Annotated in this window: 12 protein-coding genes and 1 pseudogene; 9 read left to right on the top strand and 4 right to left on the bottom strand. The window is 60.4% G+C overall.

Going from position 1 to position 15861, the window contains the following annotated elements:
* Positions 1-6 precede the first annotated feature (6 nt).
* From V6943_RS07595 to V6943_RS07575, 5 genes are all read left to right on the top strand, one after another.
* Complete coding sequence (locus V6943_RS07595) at positions 7-531, top strand: ureidoglycolate lyase (RefSeq protein ID WP_131651047.1); 525 nt, start codon at positions 7-9, stop codon at positions 529-531.
* A 141-nt stretch (positions 532-672) separates the two neighbouring features.
* Positions 673-1920, top strand: coding sequence for a urate hydroxylase PuuD (locus tag V6943_RS07590; RefSeq protein WP_131651046.1), 1248 nt, complete (start codon positions 673-675; stop codon positions 1918-1920).
* Between the two features lie 168 nt (positions 1921-2088).
* Positions 2089-3438, top strand: a complete 1350-nt coding sequence (locus V6943_RS07585; protein WP_181101954.1) for a nucleobase:cation symporter-2 family protein — start codon at positions 2089-2091, stop codon at positions 3436-3438.
* A 358-nt stretch (positions 3439-3796) separates the two neighbouring features.
* Complete coding sequence (locus V6943_RS07580) at positions 3797-5296, top strand: uracil-xanthine permease family protein (RefSeq protein ID WP_131651044.1); 1500 nt, start codon at positions 3797-3799, stop codon at positions 5294-5296.
* Between the two features lie 75 nt (positions 5297-5371).
* Positions 5372-6187 (top strand): outer membrane protein OmpK, encoded by an 816-nt coding sequence (locus V6943_RS07575; protein WP_131651043.1) that lies wholly within the window; start codon positions 5372-5374, stop codon positions 6185-6187.
* Between the two features lie 130 nt (positions 6188-6317).
* On the opposite strand, the gene V6943_RS20385 is transcribed toward V6943_RS07575, so the two are convergent.
* Both V6943_RS20385 and V6943_RS20380 read right to left on the bottom strand, forming a co-directional pair.
* Positions 6318-7046: a methyl-accepting chemotaxis protein gene (locus V6943_RS20385; RefSeq protein WP_445324132.1), complete on the bottom strand. Its 729-nt coding sequence runs from the start codon at positions 7044-7046 to the stop codon at positions 6318-6320.
* A gap of 129 nt (positions 7047-7175) precedes the next feature.
* Positions 7176-8204 (bottom strand): annotated as a pseudogene (locus V6943_RS20380) (HAMP domain-containing protein); the annotation flags it as partial.
* 234 nt (positions 8205-8438) lie between these two features.
* On the opposite strand from V6943_RS20380, the gene V6943_RS07565 reads away from it, so the two are divergent.
* Positions 8439-9899: a sensor domain-containing diguanylate cyclase gene (locus V6943_RS07565; RefSeq protein WP_340553101.1), complete on the top strand. Its 1461-nt coding sequence runs from the start codon at positions 8439-8441 to the stop codon at positions 9897-9899.
* A gap of 17 nt (positions 9900-9916) precedes the next feature.
* Here V6943_RS07565 and V6943_RS07560 read toward each other — a convergent pair whose 3' ends face one another.
* A complete protein-coding gene (locus V6943_RS07560) occupies positions 9917-10735 on the bottom strand; it encodes a substrate-binding periplasmic protein (protein WP_340553100.1) in 819 nt (272 codons plus the stop codon).
* A gap of 254 nt (positions 10736-10989) precedes the next feature.
* Between V6943_RS07560 and V6943_RS07555 the strand changes: the two genes are divergently transcribed.
* From V6943_RS07555 to V6943_RS07545, 3 genes are all read left to right on the top strand, one after another.
* Positions 10990-11613, top strand: a complete 624-nt coding sequence (locus tag V6943_RS07555; protein WP_197445516.1) for a TetR/AcrR family transcriptional regulator — start codon at positions 10990-10992, stop codon at positions 11611-11613.
* Between the two features lie 493 nt (positions 11614-12106).
* A complete protein-coding gene (locus V6943_RS07550; protein ID WP_340553099.1) occupies positions 12107-14167 on the top strand; it encodes a putative bifunctional diguanylate cyclase/phosphodiesterase in 2061 nt (686 codons plus the stop codon).
* A 64-nt stretch (positions 14168-14231) separates the two neighbouring features.
* Positions 14232-14915, top strand: a complete 684-nt coding sequence (locus V6943_RS07545) for a spermidine synthase (protein WP_340553098.1) — start codon at positions 14232-14234, stop codon at positions 14913-14915.
* A 61-nt stretch (positions 14916-14976) separates the two neighbouring features.
* Here V6943_RS07545 and V6943_RS07540 read toward each other — a convergent pair whose 3' ends face one another.
* The gene (locus V6943_RS07540; RefSeq protein WP_340553674.1) at positions 14977-15825 is read right to left on the bottom strand and encodes a GIDE domain-containing protein; all 849 of its coding nucleotides are present in this window, start codon (positions 15823-15825) and stop codon (positions 14977-14979) included.
* Between the last annotated feature and the right edge of the window lie 36 nt (positions 15826-15861).

Here is a 15861-nt window from a genome sequence, read left to right as displayed (position 1 = left end):
CCAGCCATGCGCACACTCAAGATCGAACCGTTGACCAAGGAAGCCTTCGCCCCTTTCGGTGATGTGATCGAAACCGAAGGCAGCGACTACTTCATGATCAACAACGGTTCCACCCGCCGCTATCACAAGCTGGCGTCGGTAGAGACCGCGCAGCCGGAAGACCAGGCCATCATCAGCATCTTCGCCGCCGACGCGTTGGAGATGCCGCTGGCCATTCGCATGCTCGAACGACATCCGCTGGGCAGCCAGGCGTTCATTCCGCTGCTCGGCAACCCCTTTCTGGTCGTGGTCGCGCCACTTGGCGATGCACCTGTACCGGGACACGTCCGCGCCTTCCGCAGCAACGGCAGGCAAGGCGTCAATTACCACCGCGGCGTCTGGCACCACCCGGTGCTGACGATCGAAAAGCGGGATGAATTCCTGGTGGTCGATCGCAGCGGTTCTGGCAACAACTGCGACGAGCATTTTTTCACCGAGGACGAGCTGGTTCTCCTCGACCCCCACCGGGACTCCGAGCAAGCGACCGATTGATCGTCCAAGCGCCACGCCGGCACGGTTGCCGCGCACAACCGACGCCGGACATACGCGCCGCCGAACAAGCGGAACACTTGCAACGAGTCGAATAAGAAGAAACAACCGGCTGGTACGCCAGCCGTGCAAGAGGTAATTATCGTGGAAGCACATCTGACCGAATGGCTGAACCTGAGTATTCGCTGGATTCATATGATCGTCGGTATCGCCTGGATCGGTGCCTCGTTCTACTTCGTCTGGCTGGAAAACAACCTTAACCGTGCCAACCCCCGAGAAGGCCTGTCCGGCGATCTCTGGGCGATCCACGGCGGTGGTATCTACCACCTGGAAAAATACAAACTCGCACCGCCGCAAATGCCGGAGAACCTGCACTGGTTCAAGTGGGAGGCCTATACCACCTGGCTATCGGGCGTCGCCCTGCTGATGGTGGTCTATTACCTCAACCCCAGCCTTTATCTGGTTCTGCCAGGCAGCGACCTCTCTCCCGCTGCAGCGGTCGCCATTGGCTTCGGTTCGCTGATCGTCGGCTGGTTCATCTATGACCTGCTCTGCGACTCGCCACTGGGCAAGACGCCAGCGCTGCTCGGCCTGGTCCTGTTCGTTCTGGTGATCGCCGCTTGCTGGGGCTATTCGCAGATCTTCAGCGGTCGCGCTGCCTACATCCATACCGGCGCACTGATCGGCACCATCATGGTCGGCAACGTGTTCCGTATCATCATGCCGGCCCAGCGCGCACTGGTCGCCGCCATCGAGCAGAACCGCACACCCGATCCGCTGTTGCCGGCCAAGGGCCTGCTGCGCTCGCGTCACAATAACTACTTCACCCTGCCGGTGCTGTTCATCATGATCAGCAACCACTTCCCGAGCACCTACGGCAGCCAGTACAACTGGTTGATCCTGGCCGCACTCGGCGCGTTGTCGGTACTGGTACGCCACTACTTCAACACCCGCCACGACAGCAACCGCTTCGCCTGGGCCTTGCCCGCCGCCGCAGTCGGCATGATCTGCCTGGCTTTCGTGCTGTCGCCGAACCGCCAGCCCGCTGCACCCAACCTGGCCGCCACCTCCCCGGAGCAAGCGAGCATGTCCGCGCAGCAAAGCGGCACCGCGAGCGCCGAAGCCGGCAATAGCGAGTTCGCCGAGGTCAAGCAGGTGATCAACGAGCGCTGCACCGTGTGCCATGCCGCCCAGCCGAGCAGCCCGCTATTCAGCGCGCCACCCGCCGGGGTCATGTTCGACACGCCTGAGCAGATCAAACTGCAGGCCGCGAAGATTCATGCGCAGACCGTGGCCAGCCAGATCATGCCACTGGGCAACATGACCAACATGACTCAGGAAGAGCGCGACTTGCTCGGTGCCTGGATCGATAAGGGCGCGCAGATCAACTGATCGTGCCCGCAGGCCGCGCTTTCGAGCGCGGCTTTTTTTTATCCATTACTACCTCATGAATAGCCGTAACAGGGTTCTGCCCTAGCAGAATCACAGCTCGAATATCAGCCCCGCACGTTCAGCGGGGCCACGCGACATCCAATAACAAAAGCGTCCGAGGTGTTTTGCATGAACGATGTAACCCAGCGGGAAACCGCGCCCGTTACAGAAAAGCAGCTGCCTTTGTTGCAGATGCTGCTGGTGAGTTTTCAGCACGTATTGCTGATGTATGGCGGGGCTGTCGCCGTACCGCTGATCGTCGGCCAGGCTGCCGGCCTTTCTCGCGAGGAAATCGCTTTCCTGATCAATGCCGATCTACTGGTGGCGGGTATTGCCACGATCGTTCAATCCATGGGGATCGGTCCGGTCGGCATTCGCATGCCGGTGATGATGGGCGCCAGTTTCGCTGCGGTCAGCAGCATGGTTGTCATGGCCGGCATGCCCGGTGTCGGCATGACGGGTATCTTCGGCGCGACCATCGCCGCCGGCTTCTTCGGGCTGCTGATCGCCCCCTTCGTCTCCAAGATCGTCCGTCTTTTTCCGCCGCTGGTGACCGGCACGGTGATTACCGCCATCGGCCTATCGCTGTTCCCCGTAGCAGTGAACTGGGCCGGCGGCGGCAGCACCACCGGCCAGTTCGGCGCCTTGCCCTATCTCGGCGTGGCGGCTGCGGTGTTGACTGTGATTTTGCTGATCAACCAATTCATGCGCGGCTTCTGGGTCAACGTCTCGGTACTGGTGGGCATGGCGTTGGGTTACGTGCTGGCGGCCAGCCTGGGAATGGTCGACCTGTCGGGCATCAACTCGGCGCCGGCGTTCCAGGTGGTCACGCCGAATCACTTCGGCGCACCGCAATTCCTCCTCGCACCGATCCTCTCGATGTGTCTGGTGGTGGTGATCATATTCGTCGAGTCGGCCGGTATGTTTCTCGCGCTGGGCAAGATCACGGGACAGGAAGTCGACCCCAAGCAGCTGCGCCGCGGCCTGCTGTGCGATGCCGGTGCGACTTTCTTTGCCGGCTTCATGAACACCTTCACGCATTCGTCGTTCGCGCAGAACATCGGCCTGGTGCAGATGACCGGCGTGCGCAGCCGCTACGTGACCGCCGTTGCCGGACTGTTCCTGATCAGCCTTAGCCTGCTTCCAAAGGCCGCGTTCATGGTCGCCTCGATTCCCGCGGCGGTTTTGGGCGGCGCCGGCATCGCCATGTTCGGCATGGTCGCAGCCACGGGCATCAAGATTCTGCAGGAAGCCGATATCGGTGACCGTCGCAACCAGCTGCTGGTCGCGGTGAGCATCGGTCTGGGTATGGTGCCGGTAGTCCGTCCCGAGTTCTTCGCGCACCTGCCGCACTGGATGGAGCCCATCACCCATAGCGGAATCGCCGTAGCTACCATCAGCGCTGTGACGCTGAACCTGCTGTTCAACGTGCTCGGCGGGCCGGAGCGCAATGCGCTGACCGGTGCGGCTCAACACTGATCCATGACGGAGCGCGCCGCGACGGAACGCGGCGCCGAACCGACTCCGCTCGCGGCGCCGAACCGACTCCGCTGCCTCCGCCCCGCCGACGAAAGCTCGCCACCAAACTGCACCACCCTGCCGGACACTAACGCCAGCGCTAAACCAACCGCACTACCCACCCGATCGGGCGCCGCTCGTCTTCTATTTGCGCTCGTCGAGATTGTGCACAATATTGAAATTAATTGTTTAACCGCATGTTCACAGGTTGCTATAGTCAGCTCATCCTGACCGCCGGAACAACTTTCGGCGACCAGCGATCGGGGTCCGTGCAGCCCCAAAGCCCATGACCGAACAATAACTAATGGCAGGCTTGACCATGACCGCAACCGAATCCAGGAGCGGTGACGCTCCCAACCAGGACCTGATCTATCAACTCGAGGATCGCCCGGGTCCGCTTCCCGCCACATTTGCCGCCATCCAGCACGTGCTGGCCAGTTTCGTTGGCGTCATCACTCCGACCCTGATCATTGGCAGCGTGCTTGGTCTGGGCGAATACGTGCCCTATCTGGTGAGCATGGCGCTGTTCGTGTCCGGCCTCGGCACCTTTATCCAGGCCAAACGGGTTGGCCCGGTCGGCGCTGGCATGCTCTGCTTACAAGGCACCAGTTTCGGCTTTCTCAGCGTGATCCTGGCGGCAGGCTTCATCGTCAAGGGTCGCGGCGGCAGCCCCGAAGAAATCCTGGCCACGCTGTTCGGTGTCGGTTTCTGCGCCGCCTTCGTGGAGATCGGGGTAAGTCAGTGCATCCATCGACTACGCCGGATCATCACGCCGGTGGTTACCGGCACCATCATCTGTCTGATGGGCCTGTCGCTGATCAAGGTTTCGATGACGGATATTGCCGGCGGCTACGGGGTTGAAAACCCAGGCGAGCTGCACAACCTGGCGCTGGCTGGGCTAGTGCTTGGCACTATCATTCTGCTCAACCGCTTCGGTATGCCACTGCTGCGGCTGTCGGCAGTGATCGTCGCCTTGGCGGTAGGCTACTTTGCCGCCTGGATGATGGGCATGGTGGATTTTTCAAGTCTCGCGGCGCTCCCGGCAGTTAGCGTGCCGCAGCCGTTCAAGTTCGGCTTCGCCTTCGACTGGATGGCCTTCATTCCGATCGCAGTGATTTTCCTGATCACACCTCTGGAAACTGCGGGTGACCTGACAGCCAACTCGATGATTTCGCGCCAGCCGGTCAAGGGTCCCCTTTACATGAAGCGCATCAAGGGTGGCATCCTGGGCGATGGCTGCAGTTCGCTGCTGGCGGCAACCTTCAACAGCCTGCCGATGACGACTTTCAGCCAGAACAACGGTGTGATCCAACTGACCGGCGTCGCCAGCCGCCATGTCGGGCTGTATATCGCTGGCATCTTGATTCTGCTGGCGCTGTTCCCAGCAGTGGGCGGCGTACTGCAGTTGATGCCCAAACCCGTCCTCGGCGGTGCCACGCTGATCATGTTCGGCACCGTCGCGATCGCCGGGATCAAGATCCTCGCCGAAGCAGGCCTGAACCGTCGCAACATGCTCATCGTCGCCATCTCATTGGGTCTCGGGCTGGGCGTGGCTGCGGTACCAGATGTGCTGAACAATCTGCCCGAGGTATTGAAGAACATCTTCGGCTCGCCGATCACCATTGGCGCCTTCAGCGCAATCCTGCTCAATTTCATCCTGCCTCGCGAACCGGAGGAACTGGACGACTATGACCCCGACAACCTGATCGAGGATTCGGTCGGCACCAATACCCTGGCGGTCAACATCCCGGATTATTCGAAGGTTGCACCGAAGGCGACCAGCAACGATCCCTCAGCGCACCTGACACCAACGGGCTGATCAGCCCTGGCGCCAGGGCACCACGGTGCCCTGGCAGCACTGCATTCACAACAACAAAACCAAAGGGCACTCCGCATGAACTTCAAACTCGCTCCTCTTTCGCTGGCGCTGGCTGGCAGTCTGCTTGCCGCTCCGGCCTTCGCCGAGATGCATTGGCAGAACAACAGCCTGACGTACCTGTACGGCAAGGATTTCAAGATCAACCCAGATATCCAGCAGACGATCACGTTCGAACATGCCAGCGGCTGGAGTTGGGGCGACATGTTCCTGTTCGTCGATAACATCTGGTACAACGGCGTCAGCGGCAGTGATGGGCATACCTACTACGGCGAGTTTGCCCCGCGCCTGTCATTGGGCAAGATCACGGGCCAGGAAATGTCCTTCGGCCCGATCAAGGATGTGCTCCTGGCAGCCACTTACGAGCGCGGCGAAAGCACCGACGGGGTCCCGAACCAGAACTACTTGCTTGGCCCGGCCGTCGACCTGGATGTGCCAGGCTTCGATCGTCTGGCGATCAACGTCTACTACCGCAAGCCCGACGGCACCACAGGCAAACCGTCCGGCCAATGGCAGGTCACCCCGACTTGGGCCATGACTTTCCCGGTAGGCAAGTCCGACATACTCTTCGATGGTTATATCGACTGGGTGGTCAACGATGCCGGCTCCGAGAGCCGCGGCGATTTCATCTCGAAAAACCTGCACATCAACCCGCAGATCAAATATGACTTGGGCAAGGCGCTCGACGGCGAGCCCGGCAAGCTCTACGTGGGTATCGAGTACGACTACTGGTCCAATAAATATGGCATCGAGGACGGCGGGTTCGTTAGTGAGAACTTTGTTGGCCCAACCGACCAGAACACCTTTAGCTTGCTGGTGAAAGCGCACTTCTGACGATACGGTCAGTTGATGAATACAAAGAAGGCAGCCGATGGCTGCCTTCTTTGTTTCTGCACGATTCATTTGCCGGACATGCTCATCCTGTAAATGAAGGGCGCCAGTTCTCCCCGGCGCCCTTCGCTCATCACAACTTGAAACTGCCCATCTGCCGGCTCAGATCGTCCGCCAGGCGACTCAGCGCATGACAGTCCTCGCGGCAACCCTGCACATCGCTGGCAGTCGCCTGGGCGAGGTCGGCGATACCCTGGACGTTGCGAGTGATTTCTTCGGTCACGCTGCTCTGCTCTTCGGTCGCCGCAGCCACCTGAGCGTTCATGTCGCTGATCGCTTCGACCTGCTCGGTGATGGCGTTCAATGACTGGCCGGTGAGCTGGCTGGCTTGCACACCGGTACCGGTGGCAGCCTGTCCGGCATGCATCGAGCTGACCGCGTTGTCCGCACCGCTCTTGAGGCCTTGAATCATCTGCTGAATTTCATCTGTCGATGCCTGGGTGCGACTGGCCAGGGTGCGCACCTCATCGGCGACGACCGCGAAGCCACGCCCCATTTCTCCGGCACGTGCCGCTTCGATGGCCGCGTTGAGCGCAAGCAGGTTGGTCTGTTCCGAGATGCTGCGGATCACCGCCAGCACCTTATCGATGGACGCTACCTGCTGAGCAAGATCGGTCACAGATTCAGCAGCGTGGCCAATCTCACCGGACATCTTTTCGATGTGCGCGATGGACTCTCCAACCACCTTGCCCGCCTGCAGCGCTTCTTCACGCGCACCTTGCGAGGCGTGCGCGGCGCTGCTGGCGTTGCGAGCGATCTCCTGCACCGTCAGGCCCATTTCATTGACGGCCGTGGCGACCATGTCGGTCATCTCGTTCTGGCGCTCGGCACGGGTTGCGGTGTTGTCGACCACTTCCGCCACCTGTCCCACCGCGGTACGCAACTGCTGGCTGGTACTCAGCACGTCGCCGATGAGGCCGCGCAGGCTACCAATGAAACGATTGAAACCACGCGCCAGATCACCCAGCTCATCGGCACGGCTCTCGTCAAGCCGACGGGTCAGGTCGCCGCCACCGCCACCGATTTCCACCAGCGCCGAAGTCACCTGGCGAATAGGCCGGACCAGCCCGCGTGCCAGCAGTACCACCAGCCCCAGGAAGAACAGCGCGATACAGGCGGCGATCAGGCTGATGGTCCACAGCGTGCGTCGCGCTTCACCGAAGATCTCCGCCTCGGGAACCTCGCTTACCAGTAACCAGCCCAGGCCTTCGATCGGTTGGGCCACTGCAAGGATGACCTCGCCGTCACGCTCGAAACGTATCGCCTTGTTGGCGCCGGCAAGCAGTTCCTGGGCCGCTTGCGCGCCGGTCAAGGTGCGAAGCTCGGTACGATCATTGTGCTCGGTAGCCGGATGGACCTTGACCCGGCCATCGCTGCCGACCAGATAGACATTCCCACGCTCGCCGAAACGGAAATTGCTGATCAGCTCGGACATGCTTTTCAGGCTGTATCCAAGCCCCGCCACGCCTAGGATCTTTCCACCGGAACTGATGCGTTGATTGATGAACAGCGTTGGCTGGCGCGAGGCCTTGTCGATGTCGATCTCGATGCGCTGTTCGATGTTGCCGTCGATCAGGCTGTAGAACCAGCTGTCGGCAGCAGCACTGCGGTTGAGCGTACGTGACAGGCCCGTCTCGGAGTAGTAGTTGCCGCTCTCCAGCACCACGACAGAGGTCGTCAGCGCGTTCTGCTGCATCTTCACACCGTCGAGGTAGCGGCTGATCGCGGCCGCCTGGTCCGCGCTCTCGCCATCGCGCATCCACTCCTGCACAAAGATATTGCCGGCAATGCCGCTCGTCGCGGTGATCGGCTCCGCCAGGGTGCGTTGGATATCGTTACGGATCGCTGTGACGTTGGCTGGCAGCGCTTCTCCGATCAGATAGCGTTCCGCCAGGCGATTGACCGCCGAGGAATAAACGGCGATGACGATCAGAATACTTGTGAGCAGGGCCGCCCCCATACTCACGATCAACTGCCACTGAATACTGCGTCGCATGAAAGGCATGGAGGTATCTCGCTTTGTTTTTTTCTTAACGTACACACTTCATTGCTGAAATGTATACGAAATATTAGCTTCTAGAGCTTAAATGGCTATCGGCCAGGTTTCCGATGCCTTTAGATACCGTCCGGCGGCTCGGCAATCGCGCTCAGGCAAAGCGCCTCGCCAGCATTCGTCGGGCTACAAGGGGAATGGATGTATCAACCGAATCTGAAGCAGACCACGCTGTTGACGCTGCTTGCCTTCATCATCGGGCTAGGCTTCTTGATCGCGACCATCGCCAATTACTTCGCGTCGCGCGACACCATCCGCCACAGCATCATCGGCACCGAGCTTCCCTTGACGGCAGACGTGATCTCCCTGGAACTGCAAAAGGATCTGGTCAAGCTGGTCCAGGTCGCCTCCGCCATGGCCGAAGATCCGTTGCTGCTCGACTGGGTGGATCAGGGTGAGCGCAACACGAAGCTGATCACTCGCTACCTTCAAGCCATCAAGAAGCGTTACGACACGTCAAACGCCTTCTTCGCCTCTGATCGCTCGCAGATCTACTACACCGATGATGCACACCAGCCCATGCGGCCCGATGAGCCGGCGCACCACTGGTTCTACCGTTTCGAAGGTGCCGGGACGCCTTGGGAAGTTGTCGTGGATGTCCGGCGTCTGACCCTGTTTCTCAACTATCGAATGACAGCAAGTGATGGCTCGTTCCTCGGTGTGGCCGGGGTCGGTATGAGTCTGGATCGCATGCGTCATCTGATGGATACCTATCAACGGCGCTATCAGCGCACCATTTACTTCGTCGACAGCCAGCAGAACGTCGTCGTAACCGGTAGCGAAGCTGGGTCGGAAGAGATTCCGCGCGGTGCTCATCTGAGCGATATCCCCGCACTGGCCGACCTCAAGCAGCAGTTACCCGAGCTGCGGACCGGCTCGTTCCTTTACCGAAGCGATGGCGAGCAGCATTTCATCAACATCCGCTACATCCCAGAGTTGAAGTGGTATCTGATGGTGGACAAGCGCGAAAGCAACGTCATGGCGCCGGTACAGCGCACCCTTTGGATCAATCTGCTGATCGGGTTCAGCGTCATGCTGATAGTGCTTGGGCTGGTCGGTTCGATCAGCCGCCGCTATTTGCAACGTATCGAAGCCATGGCCATCCACGATGCGCTGACCGAGTTGCTCAACCGGCGCGGCTTCGGCCTGGTCGCCGAGCAGGCGATGCTCGAAGCAAAACGCCAGCGTAGCGACCTTTGCGTACTGATCCTGGATCTCGACCACTTCAAGACGTTCAACGATACCTACGGCCACCTCGGCGGCGACTTTCTATTGCGCAGCTTCGCCAGGCTACTGGCCGGACAAATACGCCAGAGCGACTTGATATCGCGCTGGGGTGGCGAGGAGTTCGTGATCATGTTCAAGGACACCGATCTGGCCACCGCACTGGCGCTAGCGGAGAAAATCCGTGCAGCCACCGAGGCTGCGACATTCGATTTCGAAGGCACGCCATTACGAGTGACGGTCAGCATAGGCGCGGCCCAACTGTCACCGGGCGGTAACCTGGAGTCTCTGCTGGGCGCCGCCGACCGGGCCTTGTATCGGGCGAAAAATGGCGGACGCAACCAAGTCTGTAGCGCAACGGGCATAGCTGCCAATTGATCGTCGCTACCGATGCGCTAGTTGCTGGCGGCTTCCTTGGCCTTCTGTCGCTGCAGAAACTCTATTTTCCACTGTTCCATGCCGATGTATTCCGATGACAGGTTCGCCTCCACCTGATGCTTGGCTTTGAGCGCGGCGACGGCGGGCAGCTGGATTTTGAGGTAGCGGTCGAGATGCTCGATCAGTTCGGGATGATTGAGGCTGGACAGGTTAAAGGTGCTACGTGTGTGCGGTAGATCGGCATCGAAGACCAGCGCTCCCGGCTTGGCGCGCACGTTGTTCAAGTAATGCGCCGCCACCACTACGTTGTAATAGGCACCGTCGCTATCCTTGAGCAGTGCCTGACGCACCATGCGCGGCAGGTTCTCGCTACCGACCAGCAGGATCTGGTTGGCCGCGACCCGGTCCTCGTAGCCCCAGGGCGTCCAGCCATCGACCACCGCCAGTCGCCTGAGCTCATCGATACCTCGCCCCACACGCCGCGGCGCCACCATCACACCGTCGACATAATTGACCACCGCCTGGCTGTAGTGCAGACGATGTCCGGCTTTAGCGGGTCCGGACCAGTTGGGGTTATCGGGATACTTGGCATCGACACGCCCGTTCAGCAACGCCGGCAACAGCTCGTCCGCTGGCAACACCTTGTATGTCAGGCGCACGCCGCTATACGCGGCGAAACTATCCAGCAGCTCACGGGCGAAGCCCCCGTAATTGCCTTGCGCATCGCCGCTGTAGTGCGGCATGAATGCTGCCTGCTCGACGCCGATTACATAGGTTTGCTCGGCGGCTACAGGCACTGAGAGCGCCAGCAAGGCGACCGCAAGAAATTTCTTCATTTGGAACTCCTTGTAAGTTGGACGACCCGTTCGGCAGGCTTGAGGCGAGCCGGCAGGAAAATGCGAAAGGCGATATCCATGACGCTGCACTGATGGCAGTAGCGTAGCAGCGTTCTTTTATAATTGTGTACAAAGACTTAAGAATTTGTTCACAAATAGGCGGATTGACGGGCCCGTCTTGAGACGGTCTGGAGGCCGGTGCTAGCATGCCGCGGCTGGCCACCAGGCGGGTGGTCGTGAATTGAACAGGCCCTATGTCCAGTATCCGCGAGCGCAACAAAGAATTGATCCTGCGCGCTGCCAGTGAAGAGTTCGCCGAAAAGGGCTTCGCCGCCAGCAAGACCAGCGACATCGCCAATCGCGCCGGGCTGCCCAAGCCCAACGTCTATTACTATTTCAAGAGCAAGGAAAACCTCTATCGCGAGGTGCTCGACAGCATCGTCGAGCCGCTGCTGCAAGCATCCGCCCCCTTCAATCAGCCCGGCGAACCCGCCGATGTGTTACGTGCCTATATCCGCACCAAAATCCGGATTTCACGCGAGCACGCCTGCGCCTCCAAAGTATTCGCAAGCGAAATCATGCATGGCGCGCCCCATCTGCCAGCCGAACGGGCGGAGCAGCTAAACGCCCAGGCCAGCCACAACGTGGCTCGCATCCAAGGCTGGATCGATCAGGGACTGATGGCGAAGGTCGACCCCAATCATCTGTTGTTCAGCATCTGGGCGGCGACCCAGACCTATGCCGATTTCGACTGGCAGATATCCACCGTGACGGGAAAAGCCTCTCTCGACGATGCAGATTACGAAGCCGCTGCCGATACGATCATTCGTATGGTCATCAAGGGTTGCGAGGTAAAGGAAACGTCCGCAGTCAGCTGAACCAACTATGCTTGTCGAAGCCTCTAGCATGCCGCTTGCACGACATATCGCTATGTCCTGAGGTGGTCGACGGAAGGTTCGGCGGGGCATCGAGGGTTCTGATAACGTTTTGCCCCATAGGCATGCCTAGCTTTTGACGTTTCCTTCATGACTGCCAATACTTGCGCTAGGGTCTGTTGACGTATCGTTCGCGGCCGCGCCGGAGCCTGTGTTTGCGCGAGGCAAGGCACGAGGAGTGAGGTTTGGTTGTTCCAAATGAGCGACGAGAACCGCCGCATCGCGCAAAAACAGGCTCGGCCCGAAGGGTTGCGCGGCAAATGGCGCCATGCGGAGTTGCGGGACTTGGCTGGGGAACGACGCGGCCGGCCCAGGCCATTGTCTGCGTCCCGCGCCTTGCGGAGCACCGCCCGGCCTGGCGACATTTGGCGCAGCAACGCGGCTTGCGACGAAACGTCAACAGACCCTAGCATCGGCCTGGAAAAAGGAAATTCTTTTGACTGCATTGCGCAACAGCCTGTCGAGGAAATTACTCCGTATCGTTCTGCTGTCAGCGCTCGCCGTTGGGCTGGTATTGAGCTGTGCACAGATCGTTTTCGATGCCTATAAAACTCGCCAACTGATCAATGCAGAGGCCCAGCGAATCCTGCGCATGACGCGCGACCCCTCGGCACAGGCGATCTACAGCCTGGACCGCGAAATGGGCTCACAGGTCATGGAAGGCCTGTTTCAGCACGAGTCGATTAACGAGGCATCAATCGCCCATCCCGGCGAAGAGCCTCTGGCCGATAAATCCCGCCCACTCATATCCGCACCGACACGCTGGCTAACCGACCCGATACTCGGTCGCAGTCAGGAATTCTCGATTCCGCTGATTGGTCGTCCTCCTTACAACGAATACTACGGCGACCTGCGCATCACGCTCGACACCGCTCCCTACGGAGAGGAATTCATCAGCGACTCGATCATCATCTTCTTCGTCGGCATTCTCCGTGCGCTGGCCCTGGGTCTATTGCTTTACCTGATTTACGAATGGCTGTTGACGCGACCGCTGACCAAGCTCACCGAGCACCTGTCGCGCATCAATCCAGGCCGTCCCGGCGAGCATTCACTACCGATGCCAAAGGGGCACGAGCGAAACGAGCTGGGCCTCTGGGTAGAAACCGCCAACGGCTTGCTCGCCTCCATCCAGCACAACATGCAGCTGCGCCATGCCGCGGAAAGCAGCCTGGAACGCATGACCCAGTACGACTCGCTCACCGGGCTGCCCAATCGGCAACAGCTGCAGCAACAGCTCGACAATATTCTCGGCGAGGCCGCCCGGCTGCAACGCCGTGTGGCTGTGCTCTGCCTGGGATTGGATGATTTCAAGGGGGTGAACGAGCAGTTCAGCTACCAGTGCGGCGACCGTATGTTGGTCGCGCTGGCCGACCGCTTGCGAAGCCTGAGCGGACGTGTCGGTGCCCTTGCCCGCCTGGGTGGCGACCAGTTCGTGCTGGTGCTGTTCGGCTGCGAACAACCTTACGAGGCCGCGGAACTGGCGCAGAAAGTACTCGACGATCTGGAGCGGCCGGTCACCCTCGATCAGCAAAGCATCCGCCTGCGCGCCACCATCGGTATCACGCTGTACCCGGAAGATGGCGACAGTACCGAGAAGCTGTTGCAGAAAGCCGAACAGACCATGACCTTGGCCAAGAACCGCTCGCGCAACCGCTACCAGTTTTACGTGGCGAGCATCGACAGCGAAATGCGAACGCGCCGGGAATTGCAGAACGACCTGGCCGAAGCGGTCAAACGCAATGAATTTCATCTGGTCTACCAGCCGCAGATCGACTATCGACTGAAGCGCATCACCGGCGTCGAAGCCCTGCTGCGCTGGACGCAGCCGAGCGGAAAGATGATTCCGCCGGACATTTTCATTCCTCTCGCCGAACAGAACGGCAGCATCATCGCCATCGGCGAATGGGTGCTCGATCAGGCCTGCCAACAGCTGAGCGAATGGCATCTGCAGGGGTTCAGCGACCTGCGCATGGCGGTCAACCTCTCCACGGTCCAGTTGCACCATGCCGAACTGCCGACGACGATCAACAACCTGCTGAAAAACCACCGGTTGCCGCCTGAAACCCTGGAGCTAGAGGTAACCGAGACCGGGCTGATGGAAGACATCGCCGCCGCTACACACAACCTGCACAGCCTGCGCCGCTCCGGAGCGCTGATCGCCATCGACGACTTCGGCACCGGCTATTCCTCGCTCAGCTATCTGAAAAGCCTGCCGCTGGACAAGATCAAGATCGACAAGAGCTTCGTGCGCGACATGTCCGCCGACGAAGGCGACACGACCATCGTCAGAGCGATCATCCAGCTGGGCAAAAGTCTCAATATGCTGGTAATTGCCGAGGGCGTGGAAACCGCCGAGCAAGAGCGCTATCTCATTGATGAAGGCTGCAACGAAGGCCAAGGCTATTACTACAGCAGGCCCCTACCGGGCCCCGAACTGACCGCCCTGCTTCGCCAATCCAGACGTTTCGAGCGCACGTTCAATTCAGAGCCGCTGTGAGCGCACTCTTCCGTGGCGCAGCTCTTTCACTGCGCTTCCTTATTTTCCCTTCGATGAGCCTTGCATGAAGCGTTTCGTATTGATCGACACCGCCGATATCCCCGGCGGCGGTGCCCTCTGCCTGTTCGAATACGGTGATGATTTTGTCATCAAGATTCAGGGCGGCAATGGCAACCAACTGATGAACACACGTATGCACGGCTCCGAAGATGCCCTTGCGCGAATCCCCTGCGAACGGATCGCCCAGCGTCCACGCCCCCGCGTGCTGATCGGTGGGCTGGGCATGGGGTTCACTTTGGCTTCGGCGTTGAAACACCTCGGCAAGGATGCCGAAGTACAGGTCGCGGAACTGGTGCCCGGCGTGATCGAGTGGAACCGCGGATCGCTCGGAGAGAAGGCCGGACTGCCGATCAACGATCCGCGCACCCGCGTGCTCAACCATGATGTCGCTGACGTGCTACGGCGCGAACCTCAAGGCTTCGACGCGATCATGCTGGATGTCGATAACGGACCGGAAGGGCTGACCCAGAAGCACAACAGCTGGCTCTATTCAGCAGAGGGTTTGGATACCTGCGCGCAAGCTCTGCGCCCGAAAGGCCTGTTGGCGGTATGGTCAGCGAGCGCGGACCAAGCCTTCTCGCAGCGCTTGGCCAAAGCGGGCTTCAAGGCCGAAGAGGTCCAGGTATTCGCCCACGGAAACCGCGGCACACGGCATACCATCTGGATAGCAGAGAAAAAATCTCGTTAGGCCGGACACCAACAAGCCCCTAACCAATGACAGTGCGCGGCCGAGATCGCCAAGCTGTGGATCAGATAAACGCCAGCTGCGTTGTCAGCAACCAGGCACCGCCAGCGCACAGCGCAGCGCCACCGATCGCCTGCCAGCGGTAGCGGCGCGCAAGGACTTCCTCGCCATGGCTGGAAAGCACGAATGGCAGCGCTTCGGTCGGCCGTGCAAGCCGATGTTCCGCCGGACGACTACTGGCAAGGCGGTGCCGCAGCTCCGCCTCGAGACCGGCAGCGAGTCGAACCCGCGCCCACTCCGTGTCGTCGAGCTTGCCGTCGCGATTGTTATCGAAACGCCGCAGCAAGCCGGCGTAATCACCCTTCCACTCCCGCACGACCTGTCCTTGCGCCGCATGGAGATCGAGCCCCTGCCGGCCGCCCGCGGTGGTCCGAAAATCGCCGATGGCGTACAGCGGCTCGCCGGCATGCAAGCGCTCTTCGGTGTAGCGATAGCGGCGATGGCCACTTAACCAAGCGAGGACGCCTGTCGGCGGCAGCCCTCTGGGATGGCGCAAATCGCCGGTCCAGACGTCGCGGCGCGCAGGCAATACCTCGGCGCCCTTCGGGTCGATCAGGCAGTCGCCAGTGGCATCGCTCAAGCGCAGCGGGCGGTCGCTGCATCCCTGTTCGACGACCCGCCAGCTGCTGCGCTTGCCCGCGGCGCGGTATTCCTCGATCCGATAGCGCCACCATAGGCAGGGTTTGGCGGTCAGCGGCGCCAGCATGACCGGCAGATCGGCAACCTCGCCCAGCATGCCGGCAAGCTCGACATAGCCCTGCGCGGCCGAGCGGATCTTCGAGGTCGGCGTATCCAGCAGGTGGCGGACCTTCGACCATCGGCTAACCCACAGCCAACCGCCGCCCAGACACATCGCCACACCCACGCCCGCCAGCAGCACGCTGAAGCC

It is taken from the genome of Pseudomonas sp. CBC3 (genome assembly GCF_037967085.1).
Classification (GTDB): domain Bacteria; phylum Pseudomonadota; class Gammaproteobacteria; order Pseudomonadales; family Pseudomonadaceae; genus Stutzerimonas.
This window is presented reverse-complemented; position numbering and strand designations above follow the sequence as displayed.

Bases quoted from the DNA above. Each gene is read 5' to 3' on its own strand.
- V6943_RS07545 (WP_340553098.1), top strand. From the start codon at position 14,232: ATGAAGCGTTTCGTATTGATCGACACCGCCGATATCCCCGGCGGCGGT.
- V6943_RS07555 (WP_197445516.1), top strand. From the start codon at position 10,990: ATGTCCAGTATCCGCGAGCGCAACAAAGAATTGATCCTGCGCGCTGCC.
- V6943_RS07580 (WP_131651044.1), top strand. From the start codon at position 3,797: ATGACCGCAACCGAATCCAGGAGCGGTGACGCTCCCAACCAGGACCTG.
- V6943_RS07575 (WP_131651043.1), top strand. From the start codon at position 5,372: ATGAACTTCAAACTCGCTCCTCTTTCGCTGGCGCTGGCTGGCAGTCTG.
- V6943_RS07560 (WP_340553100.1), bottom strand. From the start codon at position 10,735: ATGAAGAAATTTCTTGCGGTCGCCTTGCTGGCGCTCTCAGTGCCTGTA.
- V6943_RS20385 (WP_445324132.1), bottom strand. From the start codon at position 7,046: ATGGTCGCCACGGCCGTCAATGAAATGGGCCTGACGGTGCAGGAGATC.
- V6943_RS07565 (WP_340553101.1), top strand. From the start codon at position 8,439: ATGTATCAACCGAATCTGAAGCAGACCACGCTGTTGACGCTGCTTGCC.
- V6943_RS07595 (WP_131651047.1), top strand. From the start codon at position 7: ATGCGCACACTCAAGATCGAACCGTTGACCAAGGAAGCCTTCGCCCCT.
- V6943_RS07540 (WP_340553674.1), bottom strand. From the start codon at position 15,825: ATGTGTCTGGGCGGCGGTTGGCTGTGGGTTAGCCGATGGTCGAAGGTC.
- V6943_RS07585 (WP_181101954.1), top strand. From the start codon at position 2,089: ATGAACGATGTAACCCAGCGGGAAACCGCGCCCGTTACAGAAAAGCAG.